The 21,572-nt window shown below is 71.5% G+C and carries 19 protein-coding genes; 15 read left to right on the forward strand and 4 right to left on the reverse strand.

Features of this window, described 5'->3' with window-relative positions; genetic code table 11:
* Positions 1 to 18 precede the first annotated feature (18 nt).
* The 3 genes from EIO00_RS08335 (at position 19) to EIO00_RS24775 (ending at position 1,988) form a co-directional block, all read left to right on the forward strand.
* Positions 19 to 948: an FKBP-type peptidyl-prolyl cis-trans isomerase gene (locus EIO00_RS08335; protein ID WP_140176826.1), complete on the forward strand. Its 930-nt coding sequence runs from the start codon at positions 19 to 21 to the stop codon at positions 946 to 948.
* 152 nt (positions 949 to 1,100) lie between these two features.
* Entirely contained in the window at positions 1,101 to 1,766 is a 666-nt protein-coding gene (locus EIO00_RS08340; RefSeq protein WP_140176827.1) for a helix-turn-helix transcriptional regulator, read from the forward strand.
* A gap of 3 nt (positions 1,767 to 1,769) precedes the next feature.
* The gene (locus tag EIO00_RS24775; RefSeq protein ID WP_206664078.1) at positions 1,770 to 1,988 is read left to right on the forward strand and encodes a hypothetical protein; all 219 of its coding nucleotides are present in this window, start codon (positions 1,770 to 1,772) and stop codon (positions 1,986 to 1,988) included.
* 33 nt (positions 1,989 to 2,021) lie between these two features.
* On the opposite strand, the gene EIO00_RS08350 is transcribed toward EIO00_RS24775, so the two are convergent.
* Entirely contained in the window at positions 2,022 to 3,104 is a 1,083-nt protein-coding gene (locus tag EIO00_RS08350) for a DUF3866 family protein (protein ID WP_140176829.1), read from the reverse strand.
* Positions 3,105 to 3,180: 76 nt separating this feature from the next.
* Here EIO00_RS08350 and EIO00_RS08355 point away from each other — a divergent pair, with 76 nt between their 5' ends.
* The 6 genes from EIO00_RS08355 to EIO00_RS08380 all read left to right on the forward strand — a co-directional run bounded on the left by EIO00_RS08355 (position 3,181) and on the right by EIO00_RS08380 (position 9,473).
* Complete coding sequence (locus EIO00_RS08355; protein ID WP_241661216.1) at positions 3,181 to 4,170, forward strand: helix-turn-helix transcriptional regulator; 990 nt, start codon at positions 3,181 to 3,183, stop codon at positions 4,168 to 4,170.
* A complete protein-coding gene (locus EIO00_RS08360; protein ID WP_140176831.1) occupies positions 4,167 to 5,141 on the forward strand; it encodes a helix-turn-helix transcriptional regulator in 975 nt (324 codons plus the stop codon). Before EIO00_RS08355 ends, EIO00_RS08360 begins: the two co-directional genes overlap by 4 nt.
* Before the next feature lie 49 nt (positions 5,142 to 5,190).
* The gene (locus EIO00_RS08365; RefSeq protein WP_241661217.1) at positions 5,191 to 5,412 is read left to right on the forward strand and encodes a hypothetical protein; all 222 of its coding nucleotides are present in this window, start codon (positions 5,191 to 5,193) and stop codon (positions 5,410 to 5,412) included.
* Positions 5,413 to 5,437: 25 nt separating this feature from the next.
* Positions 5,438 to 5,725, forward strand: a complete 288-nt coding sequence (gene tatA / locus EIO00_RS08370; RefSeq protein ID WP_140176835.1) for a Sec-independent protein translocase subunit TatA — start codon at positions 5,438 to 5,440, stop codon at positions 5,723 to 5,725.
* A gap of 106 nt (positions 5,726 to 5,831) precedes the next feature.
* Complete coding sequence (gene tatC / locus EIO00_RS08375; protein WP_241661218.1) at positions 5,832 to 6,653, forward strand: twin-arginine translocase subunit TatC; 822 nt, start codon at positions 5,832 to 5,834, stop codon at positions 6,651 to 6,653.
* 63 nt (positions 6,654 to 6,716) lie between these two features.
* On the forward strand, positions 6,717 to 9,473 hold the full coding sequence (locus EIO00_RS08380) for a DEAD/DEAH box helicase (RefSeq protein WP_140176839.1): 2,757 nt from the start codon (positions 6,717 to 6,719) through the stop codon (positions 9,471 to 9,473).
* A gap of 135 nt (positions 9,474 to 9,608) precedes the next feature.
* On the opposite strand, the gene EIO00_RS08385 is transcribed toward EIO00_RS08380, so the two are convergent.
* Both EIO00_RS08385 and EIO00_RS08390 read right to left on the reverse strand, forming a co-directional pair.
* On the reverse strand, positions 9,609 to 10,406 hold the full coding sequence (locus EIO00_RS08385; protein ID WP_140176841.1) for a hypothetical protein: 798 nt from the start codon (positions 10,404 to 10,406) through the stop codon (positions 9,609 to 9,611).
* 163 nt (positions 10,407 to 10,569) lie between these two features.
* A complete protein-coding gene (locus EIO00_RS08390) occupies positions 10,570 to 11,529 on the reverse strand; it encodes a 5'-3' exonuclease (RefSeq protein ID WP_140176843.1) in 960 nt (319 codons plus the stop codon).
* A gap of 97 nt (positions 11,530 to 11,626) precedes the next feature.
* Between EIO00_RS08390 and EIO00_RS08395 the strand changes: the two genes are divergently transcribed.
* The 6 genes from EIO00_RS08395 (at position 11,627) to EIO00_RS08420 (ending at position 19,250) form a co-directional block, all read left to right on the forward strand.
* Positions 11,627 to 12,745 carry a M24 family metallopeptidase gene (locus tag EIO00_RS08395; RefSeq protein ID WP_140176845.1) on the forward strand — a complete coding sequence of 373 codons (1,119 nt, stop codon included), beginning with the start codon at positions 11,627 to 11,629 and terminating at the stop codon, positions 12,743 to 12,745.
* Positions 12,746 to 12,952: 207 nt separating this feature from the next.
* The gene (locus EIO00_RS08400; RefSeq protein ID WP_140176847.1) at positions 12,953 to 14,182 is read left to right on the forward strand and encodes an ABC transporter ATP-binding protein; all 1,230 of its coding nucleotides are present in this window, start codon (positions 12,953 to 12,955) and stop codon (positions 14,180 to 14,182) included.
* Positions 14,179 to 15,501 (forward strand): ABC transporter substrate-binding protein, encoded by a 1,323-nt coding sequence (locus tag EIO00_RS08405; protein ID WP_140176849.1) that lies wholly within the window; start codon positions 14,179 to 14,181, stop codon positions 15,499 to 15,501. The genes EIO00_RS08400 and EIO00_RS08405 overlap by 4 nt, the downstream gene beginning before the upstream one ends.
* A 115-nt stretch (positions 15,502 to 15,616) precedes the next feature.
* Complete coding sequence (locus tag EIO00_RS08410) at positions 15,617 to 17,056, forward strand: carbohydrate ABC transporter permease (RefSeq protein WP_140176851.1); 1,440 nt, start codon at positions 15,617 to 15,619, stop codon at positions 17,054 to 17,056.
* Positions 17,057 to 17,063: 7 nt separating this feature from the next.
* Positions 17,064 to 17,969, forward strand: coding sequence for a carbohydrate ABC transporter permease (locus EIO00_RS08415; RefSeq protein WP_140176853.1), 906 nt, complete (start codon positions 17,064 to 17,066; stop codon positions 17,967 to 17,969).
* Between the two features lie 555 nt (positions 17,970 to 18,524).
* Positions 18,525 to 19,250: an abortive infection family protein gene (locus tag EIO00_RS08420; protein ID WP_206664079.1), complete on the forward strand. Its 726-nt coding sequence runs from the start codon at positions 18,525 to 18,527 to the stop codon at positions 19,248 to 19,250.
* Between the two features lie 85 nt (positions 19,251 to 19,335).
* Here the strand turns inward: EIO00_RS08420 and EIO00_RS08425 are convergent, their stop codons facing one another.
* On the reverse strand, positions 19,336 to 21,417 hold the full coding sequence (locus EIO00_RS08425; protein ID WP_140176857.1) for a GmrSD restriction endonuclease domain-containing protein: 2,082 nt from the start codon (positions 21,415 to 21,417) through the stop codon (positions 19,336 to 19,338).
* Positions 21,418 to 21,572 lie beyond the last annotated feature (155 nt).

Here is a 21,572-nt window from a genome sequence, read left to right on the forward strand (position 1 = left end):
CACCCCCGAAGGACGCTCATGCGCCGTCGTCTGCTCCTGCCGGCGGCCGCTCTGGCGGCCGCGTCGCTGCTGTTGTCGGGCTGCTCGCTGGGCCGGGGCATGCCGGTGGAGGTGTCCGGAGAGTACGGCGGGCAGCCGGAGGTGAAGTTCGATTCCGACGCCGAGCCGGGCGACAAGCTGAAGATCGAGACCCTGGTGGACGGCGAGGGCGCCGAAGTCCGCAAGGGCGACCTGGTGGTGGCCTCCTATGTCGGCTACCGCTGGAACGGCGCCGGCGCCAAGCTGGTGGCCAACAGCTACACGGCGGGCAGGCCGGGGGCGTTCCCCTCCGGCAAGCTGGTGCCCGGTCTGGAGAAGGCGCTGGTCGGCGCGAAGGTCGGCAGCCGGGTCGTCGCGCTGATCCCGCCCGACCAGGGGTACGGCGACCGGGGCGACGAACGGCACCAGATCGGCCCGAACGACTCGCTGGTGTACGTGCTGGACGTGCTGGCGACCTACGGCAAGGACGCCGCCGCCAAGGGCGCCCCGCAGCCGCTGGCCGACGCCCGGCTGCCGCAGGTCGCCGACGCCGGCGCCGGTCGCGCGCCCCGGGTGCGGGTGCCGCGCACCGCCCCGCCCGCCAAGCTGCAGGTCCGCACGCTGATCCAGGGCACCGGGCCGGCTCTGCGCGGCAACCGGCTGGCGGTGCTGCACTTCACCGGGGTGCTGTGGCGGACCGGCAAGGAGTTCTACTCCACCTGGAGCGAGGGGCGTCCCGCCGGCGAGGTCATCGGCGTGGGCCAGGACATCAAGGCCTTCGACGAGGGCCTGGTGGGGCAGCGGATCGGCAGCCGCGTCCTGCTGGTGGTGCCGCCGGCCTGGGGGTACGGCTCCAAGGGTCTGCCCCACTACGGGATCAAGGGCGACGACACCCTGATCTACGTGGTCGACATCCTCGGCGCGCACTGATCCCGTTCCCCGCGCGTCCCGGCGTCCCGCCGCGTCCCGCGTCGCGGCGGGACGGGCGCCCGAGCGGGGCCGGGGCGGCGGGCGGTCCGCGCCGCCCCGGCCCGCCCGATCGTCCTTCTATCGCCTGAGCCGGTTGTTTTCAGACTGGCCGGATGGACGATGTCGAGGCGATAGCCGCCCTGCGCGACCCGGTCCGGCGGCGGCTGTATGAGTACGTGACCGCCCGGGACCACGAGGTCGGGCGGAACGAGGCGGCCGCGGCGGTCGGCGTCCAGCGCACCTTGGCCGCGCACCATCTGGACAGGCTCGTCGAGGCGGGCCTGCTGGAGACCACCAGCCGCCGGCTGAGCGGCCGCTCGGGGCCGGGGGCGGGCCGCCCCGCCAAGCTGTACCGGCGGGCCGCGGGGGAGCGGACGGTGTCGCTGCCGCCCCGGGACTACCGCACGGCCGCCGAGCTGCTGGCCGAGGCCGCCGAGGAGAGCGGGCTGGACGAGCCGCTGCGCCGGGTCGCCCGCCGCCGGGGCCGCGAGCTGGCCGCGGGCGCCGATCTCGGCGGCGGCCTGGAGGCGGTGCGGGCCCTGCTGGCCGCCCGCGGTTACGAGCCCGTCGTCGAGGAGTCGCCGGACGGCGCGGTGCTGCGCATGCGCAACCGCCCCTTCCACGCGCTGTCGGAGGGGTTCCCGCCGCTGGTGTGCGGGATGAACCTGGCGCTGCTGGAGGGGCTGCTGGAGGACGCGCCCGGTCTGACGCCCCGCATGGATCCCCGTCCCGGACGGGGCTGCGCGGTGCTGACGGCTTTTAAAAACAGTGAACGTTGACATGTGCTGCCGGGCACGAGCGACTTCCACCTGGCCCAGTTCAACATCGCCCGGCTGAAGGCTCCCCTGAACGACCCGTCGATGGCCGACTTCCTGGAGCTGCTGCGGCGCGAGGGCCCCATGCCCCGGGCGTTCACCTTCCGCGACCACTGCACGCCGGAGGAGGCGGCGCGCGCCGAGGCCGAGCGCGCCGCCCGGACGGTCGCCGCCGGGGCGGACTGACGGCCGCGCCGCCGCGGCCGCCGGAGCGGGGCGCTAGAGCAGCGAGGCGGCGTGCCGGCCGGCGGCCGCGGCGGCCAGGAAATAGGCCGGGTCCTCCTCCAGGCCGCGGCCCATGGTCGACAGCCGCACCCCCCAGTCCCGCTCGGCCGCCCGCAGCTCGTCGGCCAGCCCGTCCACCGGGACGTGCACCAGCTCGTGCCGCTCGGCCAGCGTCTCGGCCTGCCCGCGCACCCGCTCCCCGAACTCCCCGGGCAGCTCCGGCACCACCACCTGCGCCCTGGCCAGCGCGACCCGTCCGTAGGCGGTCAGGCTGTGGTGGGAGACCCCCACGTGCCGCTCCCGCGCGTCGCCCTCGCTGACCCGCAGCGACGCCACCGGCCGCCCCGACAGCACCGCGGCGGCGTTGATCGCCTCACCCGCCGAGACCCCCGAGAACCCCCAGCGGGTCCCGGTGCCCAGGTTCCCCGGCCCCTGCGCCAGCACCGCGACCTCGGCCTCCAGCACCAGCCGCGCCGCCAGCAGTCCGGTGTGGACCGTCACCGCCTCCACGTCACCGCCGAACGCTTGCCCGACCGTGACCGTGGCGGCCAGTGCCCCCGCCGCCCGCAACCGGCCGACCGCCATCGAGAACCAGGCCGGCAGCGCGCCCCCGTCCAGCATCACGTACACCACCCGGGTGCCGGGACGGGCGGCCAGCAGCCCGGCCAGGATCGGCGGCAGCGCCGAGTGCAGGTCCGCCACGATCACCGGCATCCCCTCCAGGGAGTCGGCGTCGCGCAGCGTCTCGTGATGCGGGGAGTCCTGCTCGTCGACGCCCAGCACGGTGGCCTGCAGCGGCGTGTAGCGGGCCTTGACCAGGTGCCCGGGACCGGAGGGGTCCGGCGGCAGCCGGTCGGGGACCGCGACCACCAGGGCGTAGCCGCCGGTGCCCAGCCCCAGCGCCAGCGCCGTGGTGTTGAGCAGCACCGCGTCCCCCGGCTCGGGACGGCCGACCAGGGCCGGATAGGCCAGCGCCCGCACCGTCTCGGACCCGCCGTCGAGGACGACCTCCAGCTCGACCGACCCCGGCCATTCCCGGCGAATGCGTTCCACCCTGCCTTGACGCCATCGGATCACGCCGGAAACGGTAGCGTCTTGACCTGAGGGGGCGGAGGCACTCCGCGCAAGATCCGGGCGCCCGAGGATCGAGGTGGTGGCGTTGTCGCGGCGCAAGACCGAGCGCCTGCTGAACCTGGTGGTCTGCCTGCTGGCCACCCGGCGCTATCTCACGGCCGAGCAGATCCGCCGGGCGGTGCCGGGCTACCCGGACTCCGGCGAGGCGTTCAAGCGGATGTTCGAGCGCGACAAGGAGGAACTGCGCGAGCTCGGGGTGCCGCTGGAGGTCGGCAGCGAGGAGGAGACGGGGGAGATCGGCTACCGGATCCCGCCGCAGGACTATGAGCTGCCGGAGATCCACCTGACCCCGGACGAGACCGCGGTGCTGGGGCTGGCCGCCCGGGTGTGGCGGCGCGCCGCCCTGGCCGAGGCGGCCTCCGGGGCGCTGCTGAAGCTGCGGGCCGCCGGGATCGAGACCTCCGAGACCGACTCGCTGGGCATCGAGCCGCGGGTGGACACCGAGGAGCCGGCCTTTCCGGCGCTGTGGGAGGCCGTCAAGAACCGCTACCCGGTGGCGTTCGACTACCAGGGCGTGGGACGCACCGCGGCGACCCGCCGGCACGTGCGGCCGTGGGGGGTGGTCAGCCGCCGCGGCCGCTGGTACCTGGTCGGATACGACACCGACCGGCAGGACACCCGGGTGTTCCGGCTCAGCCGGATCGTCGGCGAGGTGGCCGCCGACGGCCCGCCCGGCAGCGTCACCGTGCCGGAGGGGGTGGACATCCGCAGGCTCGCCTTCGAGCGGATGGAGACCCCCGCCGAGGCCCGTTCGGCGACCGTGCGGCTGCGCGCCGGGGCGGCGCAGGGCCTGCGCCGCTGGGCGACGGACGTGCGCCCGGACGGCCCTGGGTGGGACACCGCGCGGCTGTCGTTCCACGAGGCCGAGCGGTTCGCGCCCTACCTGGCCAGGTTCGGCGCCGACGTGGTGGTGCTGGATCCGCCCGATCTGCGCGACGCGGTGATCCAGCGGCTCAAGTCGGTGCTGGCGGGACACGATCGGGGAGAGGCGAGAGGGGACGCCGGGTGAGCAGGCACACCACCTCCAGCGACCGGCTGGCGCGACTGCTGGCGTTGGTTCCGTACGTGGTCAGCCGGGACAGCGTCGCCCTGGACGAGGCCGCCGCCGCGTTCGGGATCACCGAGAAGCAGCTGATCGACGACCTGAACCTGCTGTGGTGCGTGGAGTTGCGCGCCCCCGACCCCTACTGTCCGATCGACCTGTCGTACGAGGGCGGGGAGATCACCGTCAGCGAAGCCGAGTCCATCGCCCGGCCGCTGCGGCTGAAGGCCGACGAGGCCGGGGCGCTGCTGGTGGCGCTGCGGATGCTGGCCGAGATCGGCGACCCCCGCGACCGGGACGCGCTCAGCCGGGTGATCGCCAAGCTGGAGAACGCCGCCGGAGAGGGCGCCGCCGCGGTCAGCAGCCAGATGTCGGTGCAGGTCGACTCGGCCGGGGAGATGTCCGCCCGGGTCCGCGACGCGATCGCCCGGGGTCGTCGCCTGCACCTGACCTACTACGTGCCCGGGCGCGACGAGAACACCGAACGCGACGTGGACCCCATGCGGCTGCTGGTCGTCGACGGCCAGGCCTATCTGGAGGGCTGGTGCCGCCGCGCCGAGGGGGTCCGGCTGTTCCGGCTGGACCGGATCGTGGAGTTGACCGTGCTGGACGTCCCCGCCGAGGTGCCCGCGGAGGCGCGGCCCCGGGACGTGCGCGCCGGCCGGCTGTTCCACCCCTCGCCCGACGACATCGAGGTCGCCTTCGAGCTGACCCCGGCCGGTCGGTGGGTGGCCGACCACTATCCCTGCGAGAGCGTGGAGGAGCTGGGGGAGGGGCGGCTGCGGGTGGTGCTGCGCACGCCCGACCCCCGATGGGTGCGGGGCCTGGCGCTGCGCCTGGGCGACCAGGGCCGGATCGTCGGGCCGCCGGAGCTGGCCGAGGCCGTCCGCGCGGACGCGGCCCGGGCGCTGGCGCAGTACGAGGCGGCGTCGGCCTGACCGTCCCCGCGGCCTGTCGTGCGTCCCCGCCATTCGCTACCGTGGCGGTGTGGGTTGGGCTCAGGTCTTGGTCGCACTGTCCTCCGCGGGGCTGCTGGTGCTGGCGTTGTGCACGGCCAAGGTGTTCCGCGCGGTGCAAGGGCTGGGACGTGAACTCGAGCGCACCCGTCGGCGACTGAACGAGGAACAGTCGGCGTTGCAGGGTGAACTTCACCGGTTGCGGGAGGCGAGGGGGTCTCACACGCCCGCCGACGGCGTACGATCGTCATGAACGGCACCCACTGAGAAGGAATGACATGGCTGGACTTGGCTGGGGCGAGATTCTGATCATCCTCGCGGTGGTCATGCTGCTGTTCGGATCCGCGAGGCTTCCGCAGCTCGCGCGTTCGCTGGGCCGGTCCGCCCGCATCCTGAGGGCCGAGGCCAAGGGGTTGCAGGAGGACGACGAGGCGCCGCAGCCGCCGCAGCCGCCGGCGCAGCCTCAGCAGTACGCCCCGCAGCAGCCGCCGGCGCAGCCCCAGCTGCCGTCCGGGGAGCCGATCCAGGGCGTGCCGGTCGATCCCGACCAGGCCCGCAACCGCTGATCCGCGGGCCGGCGTCGATCTGCACGCGGTGACCGACAGTCGGGATTGACCCACGCTCATGTGGAAGCTGACCAGGCGCCGCCCTCCGGCCGATCCGGAGGGCCGCATGCCGCTCATGGACCACCTGCGCGAGCTGCGCAACCGGCTGATCAAGGCCATTCTCGGCCTGCTGGCCGGCACGGTCGTCGGCTGGATCGTGTTCCAGCCGGTGTGGGACTTCCTCAAGGAGCCCTACTGCGAGCTGCCCCAGTCGCATGACCTCAACGGCGCCTGCTCCCTGGTGGTCAACGGGATCTTCTCCTCGTTCTTCCTGCGGCTGAAGATCGCGTTCATCATCGGGGCGGTGGTGTCGGCGCCGGTCTGGCTGTACCAGATATGGGCGTTCGTGGCGCCCGGGCTGTACCGCCGGGAGCGCCGGTGGACCTACATCTTCCTCAGCGCGGCGATCCCGCTGTTCTTCGTCGGCACCGTGCTCGCCTATCTCACCGTCGACAAGGGCTTGTCGATCTTCCTCGGGTTCGTGCCCGACGACGTGGCGGCCCTGATCACGGTGGACCACTACCTCGGCTACGTGCTGGCGATGCTGCTGGTGTTCGGCCTGACGTTCGAGCTGCCGCTGTTCGTGGTGGTGCTCAACCTGGCCGGGGTGCTCAGCAGCGCACGGATCCGCAAGTCCCAGCGGATGATCATCTTCGGGATCTTCGTGTTCTCCGCGGTGGCCACGCCCAGCGCCGACCCGTTCACCATGCTGGCGCTGGCGTTGCCGACCGTCGGCCTGTTCGAGGTCGCCGCGCTGCTGGCGTTCCTGAACGACCGGCGGCGCGCCCGGCGGCCCGATCCGTACGCCGGGCTGGGCGACGACGAGGCCGCTCCGCTGAACCTGGAGGAGCTCGACGCGGAGCTGGAGAAGGGCGAACGGTCCCGCTGACCGCGCCCGGCGGTGTCGGCCGTCGGTTGGGAACGCCTCGCGCGAGACCATAGGCTCGGCACCATGGATTCCCCTGCTACCACGCCCGCCGAACGGTATGCCGCGCATCGCGCGCGCGTCCGCGAGAACGGGCCGGCGCTGCTGGACTTCCAGACGCTGTACGACTTCGAGCTGGACCCCTTCCAGCTCCGGGCGTGCCGCGCCCTGGAGGCGGGCAAGGGCGTGCTGGTGGCCGCCCCCACCGGATCGGGCAAGACCGTCGTCGGGGAGTTCGCCGTCCATCTGGCGCTGGCGAACCGGCAGAAGTGCTTCTACACCACTCCGATCAAGGCGCTGTCCAACCAGAAGTACGCCGATCTGGTCCGCCGCTACGGCCCGGAGAAGGTCGGCCTGCTCACCGGCGACAACAGCATCAACGGCGAGGCCCCGATCGTCGTCATGACGACCGAGGTGCTGCGCAACATGCTCTACGCCGGATCGCACACCCTGGCGGGGCTGGCCTTCGTCGTCATGGACGAGGTCCACTACCTGGCCGACCGGTTCCGCGGCGCGGTGTGGGAGGAGGTCATCATCCACGTCCCGGACTCGGTCCGGATCGTGGCGTTGTCGGCCACCGTCTCCAACGCCGAGGAGTTCGGCGAGTGGCTGCAGGCGGTCCGCGGGGACACCGCGGTGATCGTCGACGAGCACCGGCCGGTGCCGCTGTTCCAGCACATGCTGGTCGGCAACCGGCTGTACGACCTGTTCGTCGACGGCGGGGACCCCGACGGCCGGCCCCGGATCAACCCGCAGCTGCGCAACATCGCGGTCGACGAGATCCGCCGCGCCAAGATCAACCAGGGGCGCCGCACCGGCCGCAGGCGGGTCGCCCGGCCGCCCCGGTTCCGCCCGTCGGCCCGTCCCGAGGTGATCCAGCGGCTGGACCGGGCCGGGCTGCTGCCGGCGATCGTGTTCATCTTCAGCCGGGCCGGATGCGACGGGGCCGTGCGGCAGTGCCTGTACGCGGGGCTGCGGCTGACCTCCCATGAGGAGGCCGAGGAGATCCGGGCGCACGTGGAGATGCGCACCGCCGACATCCCGGACGAGGACCTGCGGGTGCTCGGCTACGACGAGTGGCTGGACGGGCTGATGCGCGGGATCGCCGCCCATCACGCCGGGATGCTGCCGACCTTCAAGGAGGTCGTCGAGGAGCTGTTCACCCGCGGGCTGATCAAGGTGGTGTTCGCCACCGAGACGCTGGCGCTGGGCATCAACATGCCGGCCCGCACCGTGGTGATCGAGAAACTCGACAAGTGGAACGGCGAGACCCACGCCGACCTGACTCCCGGCGAGTACACCCAGCTCACCGGGCGGGCCGGTCGGCGCGGCATCGACGTGGAGGGCCATGCGGTGGTGATCTGGTCGCCCGGCATGGACCCGTTCGCGGTCGCCGGGCTGGCCGGCACCCGCACCTACCCGCTGAACTCCAGTTTCCGGCCCTCCTACAACATGGCGGTCAACCTGGTCGGCGCGGTGGGCCGGGAGCGCGCCCGCACCCTGCTGGAGGAGTCCTTCGCCCAGTTCCAGGCGGACCGGGCGGTGGTGGGCCTGGCCCGGCAGCTGCACAGGAACGAAGAGGCCCTGGCCGGGTACGCCGAGGCGGCGAGCTGCCATCTGGGCGACTTCATGGAGTACGCGACGCTGCGCCGTCGGCTCTCGGACCGGGAGGCGGAGCTGGCCCGCCGGCGGAGCGCAGCCCGCAGGGCCGAGGCCGTCCGGTCGCTGGAGCGGCTGCGTCCCGGTGATGTGATCGTGGTCCCCGCGGGCCGCCGCGCCGGCCTGGCGGTGGTGATCGACCCGGGGCTGGGCCGGCGGTCCGACGGTCCGGCGCCGCTGGTGCTGACCGCGCAGCGGTCGGTGCAACGGCTGTCGCCGCTGGACTTCCCCTCCCCGGTGGAGCCGCTGGAGCGGATCCGCATCCCCCGGTCGTTCAATCCGCGCAGCCCGCAGCAGCGCCGTGACCTGGCGTCCACGCTGCGCACCAAGGTGCCCGAACCGGACCTGAAGGCGCATCGCCGCCGCCGGGGCGGCGGCCCGGGCGCGGGGGAGGACGCCGAGATCGCCCGGCTGCGGCGAGAGCTGCGGCGGCATCCCTGTCACGGCTGCAGCGAACGGGAGGACCACGCCCGCTGGGCGGAGCGGTACTTCCGGCTGGAGCGGGAGACCGAGGCGCTGCGCCGCCGGGTGGAGGGCCGCTCCCAGGTGATCGCCCGCACCTTCGACCGGGTGTGCCGGGTGCTGGAGCAGCTCGGCTATCTGGAGGGCGACACCGTCACCGAGGAGGGCCGCCGGCTCGGCCGGATCTACAACGAGCTGGACCTGCTGACCGCCGAGAGCCTGCGCGCCGGCCTGTGGGAGGACCTGGAGCCGCCGGAACTGGCGGCGTGCGTGTCGGCGCTGGTGTACGAGTCCCGCCAGCCCGAGGTCGCCTCCGCGCCGCGCGTCCCGCCGGGTCCGGCGCAGGACGCGCTGGCGGCGATGCTGCGGTTGTGGGGCGAGCTGGACGCGATCGAGAAGGACAACCGGGTGTCGTTCCTGCGGGAGCCGGATCCGGGGTTCGCCTGGACCGCCTACCAGTGGGCGTCGGGACGGCCGCTGGAGGAGGTGCTGACCGAGTCGGACATGACCGCGGGCGACTTCGTGCGGGCGGTCAAGCAGCTCATCGACCTGCTCGGGCAGATCGCCGACGCGGCTCCCGAGGACGGCCGGATCCGCAAGGTCGCGAACCGGGCGATGGACGCCATGCGGCGCGGAGTGGTCGCCTACTCGTCGGTGGCCTGAGCCGATCGCGAACCATCCTGCTCTACAAAAATGTAAAAATCGGACTTACTATGTAAAGGTCCGGGGTTGGATCGCGCCGAACCCGCCACTACACGGACCGAACGCCCACCAAACGGACGCCGCGACGAGGGCCGGTCACCGATCGCCGTGAACGATTTTGTCGCCGGCGACCACGTCGCCGTGCACGGTCACGTTCCCGAAGAACGCGATCCCTCCGGCCGGTCCCCTGGGCACCGCTCGTTCCCGGGGGACCGGCCGGAGGGAGGCGGCCTCCCGCAACGCCGGGGTTCCGGCGGGGGAGTGCGGCAGATGCACCCAGCCGCGCGTCCGGGTCTGCTTGACCTCCACGGTGACCGGCCAGAACGCGGCGGGGTCCACCGGACCTCCGGCGTGCCGGACGACGCTGTCGTAGAAGTAGTCCGAGACGATGAGCGCCGCCTCGCCGCCGGAATCTGCCAGCGCCCGCTTCAGCGGCGGCGCGTCCAGCAGCCGGACCAGGTGATTGACCGCGGTACCGACCAGGCCGTGCGCATCGTGATGGACCTCGCCGATGTGCGCCGCCACCCGCAGCCGGACGAGGTAGGGGCCGGACGCCCAACGGTTGTGCCGGCGCAGCCGCTCGACCAGCCGCCCCAGCAGCGGATCGACCACCGTGATCGTCGGCATCCGGGCCGGGATCACCACCAGCATCCCGTCCCCGCGGTCCTCGTGCAGGCAGTCGTCCCAGCCCAGCGAGCAGTCGTCGAAGGCGCCCGCCACCGCCTCGTACAGCGTTTCGCGGAGCGCCAGCTGCACCCGGTCGGTGCGCGCCGGATCGGTGAACGACGCCATGTCCACGGCCAGCAGCACGCAGTGCTGGGAGCGTCGCGGACGTGCCGCGACGGGTCCACCGGGCCGATCCGGCGGCCCCGCGGTGTCATCGACGATGTCCATCTCCTGCCGTCCCGCCGGCGAGGCCGGCGCCCTGGGAGAAGGGGGGAGTGGGTGTCACCGTCCCGGACGCCGACCGGCTGAACGACCGGCCGTGGAAGGACCGGTCACCCGTCATGCTGTGCCGATCCGTCCTCACGGTCTGTGTCGTGTGACACACGGTGGATCACGACCGCCCCGCCAACGCCTGCACCAGCCGGTCGACGGGACTGCGCAGGTTCCACTCCTCGGCCAGCGACGCCAGCGCCTCGGGGTCGCGCGGAGCGGGCGGCAGCGCGTCGTCCAGCCCGTCCAGTTCGGGCGCGTCGATGTCGGTGACCACCCTGACCACGGTTCGGGCGGCGGTCAGATAGTCGCGGGCGGCGGCCAGCTTCGACCGGCTGCCCGCCGGGAACCCCGCGGCGGCGCCGGCGTCCAGCGCGCGCAGGATCCCCTCGACCGACCCGAACCGGGTGACCAGCGCGGCGGCGGTCTTGTCGCCCACCCCCGGCACCCCCGGCAGCCCGTCGCTGGGGTCGCCGCGCAGCGTGGCGTAGTCGCCGTAGGCGCGGCCGGGGATGCCGTACTTGGCGGCGACCTCCTTCTCGCCCATCACCTGCAGGTTGCGGATGCCGCGCGCGGTGTAGAGCACCTGCACCGGACCGCGCTCGTCGACCAGTTGGAACAGGTCGCGGTCGCCGGTGACGATGTCGACCGCGCCGCCGGCGGCCGTGCAGCGGGCCGTCAGCGTGCCGATCACGTCGTCGGCCTCATATCCGGGCACCCCGGCGCGCACCAGGCCCACCGCGTCCAGCACCGCGTCGATGATCGGCAGCTGCGCCGCCAGCGCGCCGGGGGTCTGGTCCCCGCCGTCCTCGGCGACCCGGTGCGCCTTGTACGACGGCAGCGCCGCCACCCGGAACGCCGGACGCCAGTCGGCGTCCATGCAGCACACCAGCCGGTCGGGGGCACGGTCCCGGATCAGGCGGGCGATCATGTCGATCAGCCCGCGGACCGCGTTCACCGGGGTCCCGTCCGGGGCGGTCACCGACTCCGGCACGCCGAAGAACGCCCGAAAGTACAGCGACGGGGTGTCGAGCAGCATCAGCGTGCTCGTGCGCCCCCCGGTGGCCTGCGGCTCGCTCATGCCGCCATCGTGCCATGCGCCGGGGACATCCCGGCGCGCCCGCCCGGCCCGGGTGCTGGAATGCTGTAACCACGCCGAACGACGAAGGACCAGATCGATGAAGCCGGATGTGACGACGGAGTTGTATCCGCCCGCCCGCCTCGCCCGTGTCCGTGAGGCCACCGCCGAGGCCGGGCTGGGGGCGCTGCTGCTGACCCCCGGTCCCGACCTGCGCTACGTGACGGGCTATGACGCGATCCAGCTGGAGCGGCTGACCTGCCTGGCGGTCCCGGCCGAGGGGGACCCGTTCCTGGTGGTGCCGCGGCTGGAGCTGGCCGCCGCGCAGGCCTCTCCCGCCGGTTCGCTGGATCTGGAGATGGTGCCCTGGGAGGAGACCGACGATCCGTACGCGCTGGTGGCGCGGCGGCTGGGCGGGATCGACGCGGTCGGGGTGGCCGACCGGATGTGGGCGGTGATGGCGTTGCGGTTCCGCGACGCCATGCCGCAGGCCCGGCAGGTGCCGGCGAGCCGGGTGATGAGCCGGCTGCGGATCCGCAAGAGCCCCGCCGAGGTGGCGGCGCTGCGCGAGGCCGGCGCGGCGATCGACCGGGTGCACCGCCAGGTCCCCGCCCTGCTCAAGGCCGGCCGCACCGAACGGGAGGTGGGACGCGACATCGCCGAGGCGATCGTCGCCGAGGGCCACGCCCGGGTGGACTTCGTGATCGTGGGGTCGGGCCCCAACGCCGCCAGCCCGCACCACGAGCTGTCGGATCGGGTGATCCGGCCGGGCGAGCCGGTGGTGGTCGACATCGGCGGCACCATGCCCAGCGGCTACTGCTCCGACGAGACCCGCAACTACTGCATCGGCGAGCCGCCCGCCGACTATCTGGCCTACTACGAGGTGCTGCAGCGCGCCCAAGAGGCGGCGTGCCGGGCGGTGCGCCCCGGGACGACGCCGGAGGAGGTGGACGCCGCCGCCCGCAGGATCATCGCCGACGCCGGGTACGGCGAGCACTTCATCCACCGCACCGGGCACGGCATCGGGCTGGAGACCCACGAGGACCCCTACATCGTGGCGGGCAACACCGAGCCGCTGGAACCGGGCATGGCGTTCTCGGTGGAGCCGGGCATCTACCCGGGCGCGCACGGCGCCCGGATCGAGGACATCGTGGTGTGCACCGAGGACGGCTTCGAACGCATGAACCACGTGGACCGCGGCCTGATCATCGTGGACTGACCCCGGCCGACGCGGCTCATCGGACCGGGACGCCCCACGGCGTCCCGGTCCTTTTTGTGCGCTCAGGTTGGATAACGATCTCTTTACGAACCTTCAGCACGGCGCATGATGGTTGCGCCGTAGGAGGTGACAGGAGTACCCAATTACGTGTTCCGCCGGGGTTACGTGCGGATGTCAGCAGCGTTGCTCGCCTGAAAAGGAGACACCGTGGCCGAGGTCGTCCTGGCAGGAGTCGGCAAGGTCTACCCCGACGGAACCCGGGCGGTCACCGATCTGAACCTCCACATCGGCGACGGGGAGTTCCTCGTGCTGGTGGGCCCCTCCGGCTGCGGCAAGACCACCGCGCTGCGGATGGTCGCCGGGCTGGAGGACATCTCCGAGGGGGAGATCAGGATCGGCGACCGCGTCGTCAACCGGGTGCCGGCCCGGGACCGGGACGTGGCGATGGTGTTCCAGAGCTACGCCCTGTACCCGCACCTGTCGGTGCGTGAGAACATCGGCTTCGGGCTGTCGCTGCGGAAGGTCCCCAAGGACGAGATCCGCCGCAAGGTCGAGGACGTCGCCGAGCGACTGGGCCTGGCCGACCATCTGGACCGCAAGCCCCGCAACCTGTCGGGCGGCCAGCGGCAGCGGGTGGCGATGGGCCGGGCGATCGTCCGCGAGCCGCAGGCGTTCCTGATGGACGAGCCGCTGTCCAACCTGGACGCCAAGCTGCGGGTGCAGATGCGCGCCGAGATCGCCCGCATCCAGCGGGACCTGGGCGTCACCACCATCTACGTCACCCACGACCAGACCGAGGCGATGACCCTGGGCGACCGGGTCGCGGTGATGAAGAAGGGCGTGCTGCAGCAGGTCGCCCCGCCGCAGGAGCTCTACGACCGGCCCGCCAACCTGTTCGTCGCCGGCTTCATCGGCTCCCCGGCGATGAACATGCTGATCGGGCGGCTGACCGGCGAGGGGGACGCGCTGCGGGTGGAGTTCCGCGGCGGCCAGTCCCTGCGCGTGGAGCCGGAGACGCTCACCGCCCGCCCGGCGCTGCGCTCGTACCTGGACCGCCCGGTGGTGGTGGGGATCCGGCCGGAGGACATGGAGGACGCCGAGCTGGCCCCCGGCCCCGAGGACGCCCGGCTGACCTGCACCGCCGACCTGGTCGAGGCGATGGGCTCCGACGTGCTGGTGCACTTCTCGGTGGACGCCGACCTGGTCGTCACCGACGACACCCGAGAACTGGCCCGGGACGTCGGCGCCGACGATCCGCAGCCGGCGGCGCAGGGCGGGGCCCCGATGGTCGCCCGGTTCAGCCCGCGCACCCGCGTCAAGGTCGGCGACCCGGTGATCGCGCAGGTCGACACCGCGCGCATGCACTTCTTCGATCCCGAGACAGGCGCGTCGATCTGGGACTCGGCGCAGCCTTCCCCGAGGAAGGAATCCGAATGAGGGACGCAATGTGGAGCCGCCGGCGGATGCTGGGCGTCACGCTGGCGGCCGGGCTCGCGGTATCCGCCGCGGCCGCCTGTGGCGGCGGTGACAGCGGCGGCAACGACGGGCCGTTGAAGGGGCAGACCGTCACGGTCGCCGCGATCTGGACCGGTGACAACGAGGGCGCCAAGTTCCAGAAGGTCCTGGACGAGTTCAGCAAGCGCACCGGGGCCAAGGTCACCTACACCCCCACCGGCGACAACGTCGCCGCCTACCTGGGCTCCAAGGTGGACGGGAACGCCCCGCCGGACGTGGCGTTCCTGCCGCAGCAGGGCGTGCTGGTGGAGTTCGCTCAAAAGGGCTGGATCAAGCCGTTGCCCGACGACACCCAGAACCTGGTCAAGCAGAACTTCGCCCAGGTCTGGCAGAACCTCGGCTCGCACAACGGCACCATGTACGGGGTCTACTTCAAGGCCTCCAGCAAGTCCACGATCTGGTACCGCAAGCAGGCCTTCACCGACGCCGGCATCACCCAGCCGCCCACCACGTGGGCGGACTTCGTGAAGACCGCGCAGACCCTGGCGGACTCCGGCGCCACGCCGATCTCGGTCGGCGGGGCCGACGGCTGGGTGCTGACCGACTGGTTCGAGAACGTCTACCTGTCGGTGGCCGGGCCCGAGAAGTACGACCAGCTGTCCAAGCACGAGATCCCCTACACCGACGACACGGTCAAGGAGACGCTGCGCAAGCTGGCCGAGATCTGGAGCAAGGACGACTTCCTGGCCGGCGGACGCGACGGTGCGCTGCAGACCGAGTTCCCCGCCTCGGTGCCGGCGGTGTTCGGCGACTCGCCGAAGGCCGCGATGCTGCCGGGCGCCGACTTCGTCGCCTCGGAGATCAGCACCAACACCAAGTCCAAGGTCGGGACCGACGCCGACTTCTTCCCCTTCCCGGCGGTCGGTGACAAGGCCCCGGTGGTGGGCGCCGGCGACGTCGCGGTGATGATGAAGGACACCCAGGCCGCCCGCGAGCTGATGAAGTTCCTCGCCTCGGCCGAGGCCGCCGAGATCTGGGCCAAGCAGGGCGGCTTCATCTCCCCGAACAAGGCGGTGGACCTGTCGACCTACCCCGACGAGGTGCAGCGCCGCATCGCCAAGGCGGTGATCGACGCCGGCGACGACTTCCGGTTCGACATGTCCGACCTGGCGCCGGCGGCGTTCGGCGGCACCAAGGGTCAGGGCGAGTGGAAGATCCTGCAGGACTTCCTGCGCAACCCGTCCGACGTGGACGGCACCGCCAAGAAGCTGGAGGACGCCGCCAAGGCGGCGTTCAAGTGATCCGCTGACGACCCGGGTGGGACGGGCCGCGGTGCCCCGGCCCGTCCCACCCGTCGGCCCGGTGCCCGCCTGACCTTCGTTCCACCCGCCGAGCAGCCCTCCGGGAGAGTGCGCGATGACAGACACCTCCGACCCGCCCGCGCCGCGCGAGCAGCGGCCGGACGACGCGTCCGCCGCCGACTCGTCCCCGCCCGCTTCGGCGTCCCCCGGCGACCGTGCCGCGGCGGTCGCCGCGCCCTCGTCCGCCACGAGCGGTGTCGCGGCCGGAAAGGGGCGGCTGGGACCCCCGCCCTGGCTGGCCGGAGGCTTCCTGGCCCCGGCGCTGATCCTGCTGGGCCTGCTGGTGGTGTACCCGATCCTGTACACGATCTGGCGGAGCCTGTACGACGCCGACGGGGAGACCTTCGTCGCGCTGGACAACTACGTGGCGATCTTCACCGACTCGGCCACCTTCCAGGCGTTGAAGAACAACGCCATCTGGGTGGCGGTGGCGCCCGCGTTGATCACCGCATGCGGATTGATCTTCGCGGTGCTCACCGAGCGGGTCCGGTGGGCCGCCGCGTTCAAGATCATCGTGTTCATGCCGATGGCGATCTCGATGGTCGCCGCCGGTGTGATCTTCACCCTCGTGTACGACCACGCGCCCGAGCGCGGCGTGCTGAACGCGATCGCGGTCGGCGTGCACGACACGTTCAAGTCCCCCTCGCCGTATCCGGGGGTGCGGCCTCGTGAGCAGGGCAGCCCGCTGCGGCCCGACGGCAGCGGCGGGTTCTCCACCACCGCGCAGGTGCGCCCGGGCCAGTCGGTGGCGCTGCCGCTGGTGGCGCTCTCCCCGGCCAAGCAGCGGGACCTGAAGGCGGCGAAGGCCGCCCCCGCCCAGCCCGGCGCCGTCACCGGCACCGTGTGGGCCGACTTCGCGCCCGGCGGCGGCAAGCCCAACCAGATCGACGCCAACGAGAAGGGCCTGTCCAAGGTCAAGGTCGAGGCGTTGCAGGGCGGGAAGGTCGTGGCGACCGCCACCACCCGCGACGACGGCACCTTCCGGATCGCCGTGCCCGACGGCGCGTACACGCTGCGGCTGGCCGAGTCCAACTTCACCCCGCCCTACAACGGGGTGACCTGGCTGGGGCCGAACCTGGTGACCCCGGCGATCATCGGCGCGTACGTGTGGATGTGGGCCGGGTTCGCGATGGTGCTCATCGGGGCGGGGCTGTCGGCGATCCCGCGGGACGCCCTGGAGGCCGCCCGCGTCGACGGGGCCACCGAGTGGCAGGTGTTCCGGCGGGTGACGATCCCGCTGCTGGCGCCGGTGCTGGTCGTGGTGTTCGTGACGTTGGTGATCAACGTCCTGAAGATCTTCGACCTGGTGTACATCATGGCGCCGGGCTCGTCGATCCAGGACGCCCAAGTGCTGGCGCTGCGGATGTACCTGGTGTCGTTCGTCGGGGAGAGTCCCGACCAAGGGCTGGGCAGCGCGATCGCGGTGGTGCTGTTCCTGCTGGTGCTGCCTGCGATGATCTTCAACATCCGCCGATTCCGGTCCGAACAGGGGTGAGCCGCCGATGACCGTCACCACCAAGGCCGAGTCGGGCAGCGGACTGGCGGCGGGTGCGCCGCGCCGGTCCGTGGCCTCCCGGATCGTCGGCAGGCTGGGCAACGGGTTCGTGCAGGCGCTGCTGGCGCTGATCGCGCTGATCTGGCTGGTGCCCACGATCGGGCTGTTCGTGGCGTCGCTGCGCAGCGCGTCCGACAGCGCCAACAGCGGCTGGTGGACCGTGCTGACCGCGCCCGCCCAGCTCACCCTGGCCAACTACGGCAACCTGCTGGGGAACGACGCGATCGCGCGGAGCTTCGTCAACACCTTCCTGATCACCGTGCCGAGCACCCTGCTGGTGGTGGTCATAGCGGCGCTGGCGGCCTACGCGTTCGCCTGGATCGACTTCCCCGGCCGGGACTGGCTGTTCCTGGGCGTGGTGGCGCTGCTGGTGGTGCCCATCCAGGTCGGCCTGATCCCGCTGATCCAGCTGTTCGGCGACATCGGCCTGTTCGGCACCATCCCCGGCATCGTGCTGTTCCACACCGCCTACGGGCTGCCGTTCGCGATCTTCCTGCTGCGCAACTACTTCGCCGGGATCCCGCGGGACCTGCTGGAAGCGGCGCGGATGGACGGCGGCACCGAGTGGACCATCTTCCGCCGGGTGATCTTCCCGCTGGGCGGTCCGGCGATCGCCTCACTGGCGATCTTCCAGTTCCTGTGGGTGTGGAACGACCTGCTGATCGCGCTGATCTTCGGTGACGAGGACTCTTACCCGCTGACGGTGGCGATCCAGCAGCAGACCCGTCAGTTCGGTGCCAACATCGACATCATCTCCTCGGGAGCCTTCTTGTCGATGCTGGTTCCGCTGATCGTGTTCTTCGCCTTCCAGCGCTACTTCGTCCAGGGCGTGCTGGCCGGCTCGGTCAAGTAGCCGACCGAATGAAGAGGACGGCGCCGCCGCCCGAACCCGCGACGGGCTCGGGCGGCGACGCCGTTTCCAGGCCGCCCCGGAGCGAGCGGCCCTCCCGGCCACCACAGATCAAGATCATTTATCGGTGGTGCGGGGCTTTGGGAGACGTTTGGGAGACGAACTCGCCGGTAACTTCCAGCCTGGGGGGAGTGGCTTCCGCGCCACCGCCGTCGAGGTGGGCGACACTGCCCCAGACCGGTGCCATCGCCGGGTTCTGGAGCATGCGGCGGTGCTTTCGACCACGGACGGCCGCGGAGGTCCGCACCCGCCGTCGACTCTCGGTCCGTGTTCGTCCCTGCGGTGCAGCAGAGACAGGGGAGCTTGTGCCGTAGTTGTGGGAAATTCCCGCACTATTGCCGGTGGACGTGATTGGGTTGCTCCGGGCATGCGGAAAGACCGAGGAAGGTGGCGATGTCCGAACCGCCGCGTCCACTACTGAGTCGAGCGTCCATCGGGGCGATCGCGGACCTGGCCCGATCACAGCCTCAGGTCGAGGCAGCGCTCGCCGGAACGGAGTTGGAACTGGTCGAGGTTCCGGTCGGCAGGCACGGTGGGACGGTCATCGTCCCGCACGTCTCGCAGCGGTTGTTCCGGACGCTCCAAAACCTGGACCTGACCGACCGGGCGGTGGTGAACACGGTGCTGGCGGTGACGGCCAGGCTGGCCGAGTCCTATGCCCAGTCTCCGGACGCCGATCCGGGACGGCTGTCGCACCTGCGGAGATGCCTGGCCAACGACGGCTACTTCCTCGATCAGAGCGGCGATCCGAGGGCGGTCATCCGGGAGCTGGCGGCCCTGGCCACTGCCCGGCTGACTGATGCATCCGCTCTGCGGGTCGAGCTTGCCCGGTTGGAACGCGGCCTGGACGAGGATCCCGGCCGTGACATCGGCACCGCCAAGCGCTTGGTGGAGTCCACCGCCAAGATCGTCTTGACCAGGTGCGGCGAAAAGTACGACAAGAACGCTAGTGTGCCCTGGCTGGTGGACCGGGCGATGGACCAGCTGGACCTGACCGCCGCGGGCAAGCCGAAGGCGCAGAGCGAGCTGCTCGAACATCTGACGGGCCTGGCCAAGAAGGTGAACACGATGCGCAATCAGGCGGGTGACGGGCACGGTCAGGCCACCGCCGTCAGCGGGATCGACTCCCGCGACAGCCGCCTGGTCGTCCGCGCGGCCATCGCCTGGTGCGCCTACTTGCTCGACACTCTGTCCGACATGCCGGAACGGCGGCAGAACACTTGACGTTCCGCGGACGGATGCGGCCCGCGATGGTCGGCCGCCCGTGTGCCGATCGCGCGACGGATGCGGGCGGCACACGGGCGGGTGTTCACTCCGAGGGAGCGCTCTGGCCTGTTCGCTGCACGTACTCCAGGCGCAAGATCGCCAGCGGCGTCAGCTCGCCGTCCAGCGAGGCGCTCCAGAACTCCCAGCCGTTGCGGTGGCCACCGGCGGCCGCCTTGGCGGCGCCGCTCGGCGAGTCGTAGATCTGCCCCTCGAACTCGACCTGGCCGGTGGAGGTCACGGTGGCGCTGACGTGGTTCTCCGCCCCGATGAGGATGCAGCCCGGCTCCAGCAGCCCATGCTCCAACAGGTGGGAGAGATCGACTCCGTACACCGCGCGTCCGCCTTCGCTCACCGGCCTGCCGGGGGCGGGGTAGGCCGCGGTGTAGCCGGGGTCGCGCAGCAGCTGGAAGGCCTCCCGGATCACCTGGGCCATCAGCACGCGTCGGGCCTTGAGGAAGGACTGGTAGTCCATCTCGTGCCAGCCCTCCGGCAGGGCGTGCAGGTGCATCTGCCGGGCCACCTCTTCCGGCGTCAGCCCGCTGGCCTCCACCTCGGCGGGCCAGTACCGGGACGGGTCGGCGCCGGGGACGGACCCGGGCCACTCCACCAGCGTCATGTTCGCGATCTGGTTGATCTGCCCGGTGGTGGTGATCCGGTAGGCCTCCTGCAGGTAGGTCCGGCGGAACAGGTGGTCGCGATTGATTCCTCGCCGGCTGGTGACCGCCGGGTCCATGGCGGCGCGCACGCTGGTGCGCGACAGCAGCACCGGTGCGTCGTGGATGTTGAGCGCCGCCAGGTAGGCCGACAGGTTCGGCGACCGCGAGGCCGAGGTCTCCAGGTCGTCGGGCAGCCGGATGTTCCAGTAGTCGGCGGTGAGGGTGTTGTCCACCACCCGGTCCAGCACCTGGCAGAAGCCGTCGGCGTCGCCGGGGGCCACCTCGTCCAGCAGGCGGAAGTCGCGTTCGGCCTGGGTCTCGAAGCTGCCGGTGTAGCGGGAGGTGGTGTGCGCCATGAAGAACCAGCGGGCGATCACCTCTCGCAGTCGCTGCGCCGGCACCGCGAACTCGGTGCGGCCCAGCAGCCACAGCGCGTAAGTGAACACGATGGCCGTCTCGCTGGTGATCATCTTGCCGCCGCGGAACCCGGCGCGTTCCAGGCACAGCAGGAATTCGTGCCAGTTGCCCAGGTCGAGCACCTGGGCCTGGGCCTGCTCCAGCCGCGCGAACTGCTCTTCGCGGGTGTGCCCCTCAAGGGTCTTGCCGCGCAGCAGCGTGTAGACGTCCTTGAGCACCGCGCGCCGGAACGCCAGCGCCACGCTCACTCGCAGCAACTGGTCGGGCTGCGGACGCAGGTACCAGTTGAAGGCGGTCGTGCCGTCCAGGGAGGGCTGCCGGGCGCCGCGGCAGAACTCCTCCAGGTCGCGCCGCCCCTTCTCCCAGAACACGCTCATCAGCGTGAGGATGAAGTCGGACTGGTTGAGCGTGACGCCCGCGCTGTTGATCCGCACGAAGATCTCGGCGACCTGCTCTTCGTCGGTGGACTTCGACAGCTCCACCACGTTGGAGCTGTAGTTGCTCAGATCGCGCAGCCGGTTGAGGGCCTCGACGAGCCGGTCCTCTTCGTCCTCGCTCACCTCGCGGCGTTCCCGCAGGCCCTTGATGAATTCCCGCACCACCCGGTGGAAGCTCGGCGCGGTCCACAGCACGCTGATGTCGGGGATGTACTCCGGATCCTGCTCGGTGGCCGCGTCGGTCACCTTGAAGGTGGCGTCGGCGGGCCGGAAGGCGATGCGGATGCGGGTCTTCTCGTAGTTCTCCCGCACCACCTCCTTGCCCCGCATCACCGCATACAGCGAGGTGAGCCGCTGCTGCCCGTCCACGATCACGTGCCGGGGCACCGCGTCCCCGGTGCCGATGCGCCGCGCCCCGGGCTCGGCGTCGGTCTCCCAGAACAACAGGAATCCGACAGGGAACCCCTTGTGCATCGAATCGAACAGTGAGCGGACTTTCGTGGCCTTCCATACGAAAGGTCGCTGAATGTCCGGAAGGGCGATGTCTCCCCGGTCGATCGACTCGATCAGGTGGGAGACCGAATAGTCCGCGGTGCGGTAGAGCGTCGTGGCCATGGTCACCTTGTAACGTGCTTGAGCATTCAAGGTGAATCTATTGCTTTAAAGGGGTCGTTTCTTTCGAACGACATGACCCCTCGCGCTTTCTCTGATTGAGGGTGTGCAAAATCGCCTTTCCAGGGCGTCCAAAATAAGGATCCTCGTTTTCGTGT

The organism is Thermomonospora catenispora (assembly GCF_006363815.1).
Classification (GTDB): Bacteria; Actinomycetota; Actinomycetes; order Streptosporangiales; family Streptosporangiaceae; genus Thermomonospora; species Thermomonospora catenispora.

What these genes read in the sequence shown, in the direction of transcription:
- EIO00_RS08425 (WP_140176857.1), bottom strand. Translation starts at nt 21,417, where the DNA reads ATGGCCACGACGCTCTACCGCACCGCGGACTATTCGGTCTCCCACCTG.
- tatC (WP_241661218.1), top strand. Translation starts at nt 5,832, where the DNA reads ATGCCGCTCATGGACCACCTGCGCGAGCTGCGCAACCGGCTGATCAAG.
- EIO00_RS08340 (WP_140176827.1), top strand. Translation starts at nt 1,101, where the DNA reads ATGGACGATGTCGAGGCGATAGCCGCCCTGCGCGACCCGGTCCGGCGG.
- EIO00_RS08410 (WP_140176851.1), top strand. Translation starts at nt 15,617, where the DNA reads ATGACAGACACCTCCGACCCGCCCGCGCCGCGCGAGCAGCGGCCGGAC.
- EIO00_RS08335 (WP_140176826.1), top strand. Translation starts at nt 19, where the DNA reads ATGCGCCGTCGTCTGCTCCTGCCGGCGGCCGCTCTGGCGGCCGCGTCG.
- tatA (WP_140176835.1), top strand. Translation starts at nt 5,438, where the DNA reads ATGGCTGGACTTGGCTGGGGCGAGATTCTGATCATCCTCGCGGTGGTC.
- EIO00_RS08395 (WP_140176845.1), top strand. Translation starts at nt 11,627, where the DNA reads ATGAAGCCGGATGTGACGACGGAGTTGTATCCGCCCGCCCGCCTCGCC.
- EIO00_RS08385 (WP_140176841.1), bottom strand. Translation starts at nt 10,406, where the DNA reads ATGGACATCGTCGATGACACCGCGGGGCCGCCGGATCGGCCCGGTGGA.
- EIO00_RS08415 (WP_140176853.1), top strand. Translation starts at nt 17,064, where the DNA reads ATGACCGTCACCACCAAGGCCGAGTCGGGCAGCGGACTGGCGGCGGGT.
- EIO00_RS08390 (WP_140176843.1), bottom strand. Translation starts at nt 11,529, where the DNA reads ATGAGCGAGCCGCAGGCCACCGGGGGGCGCACGAGCACGCTGATGCTG.
- EIO00_RS08405 (WP_140176849.1), top strand. Translation starts at nt 14,179, where the DNA reads ATGAGGGACGCAATGTGGAGCCGCCGGCGGATGCTGGGCGTCACGCTG.
- EIO00_RS08380 (WP_140176839.1), top strand. Translation starts at nt 6,717, where the DNA reads ATGGATTCCCCTGCTACCACGCCCGCCGAACGGTATGCCGCGCATCGC.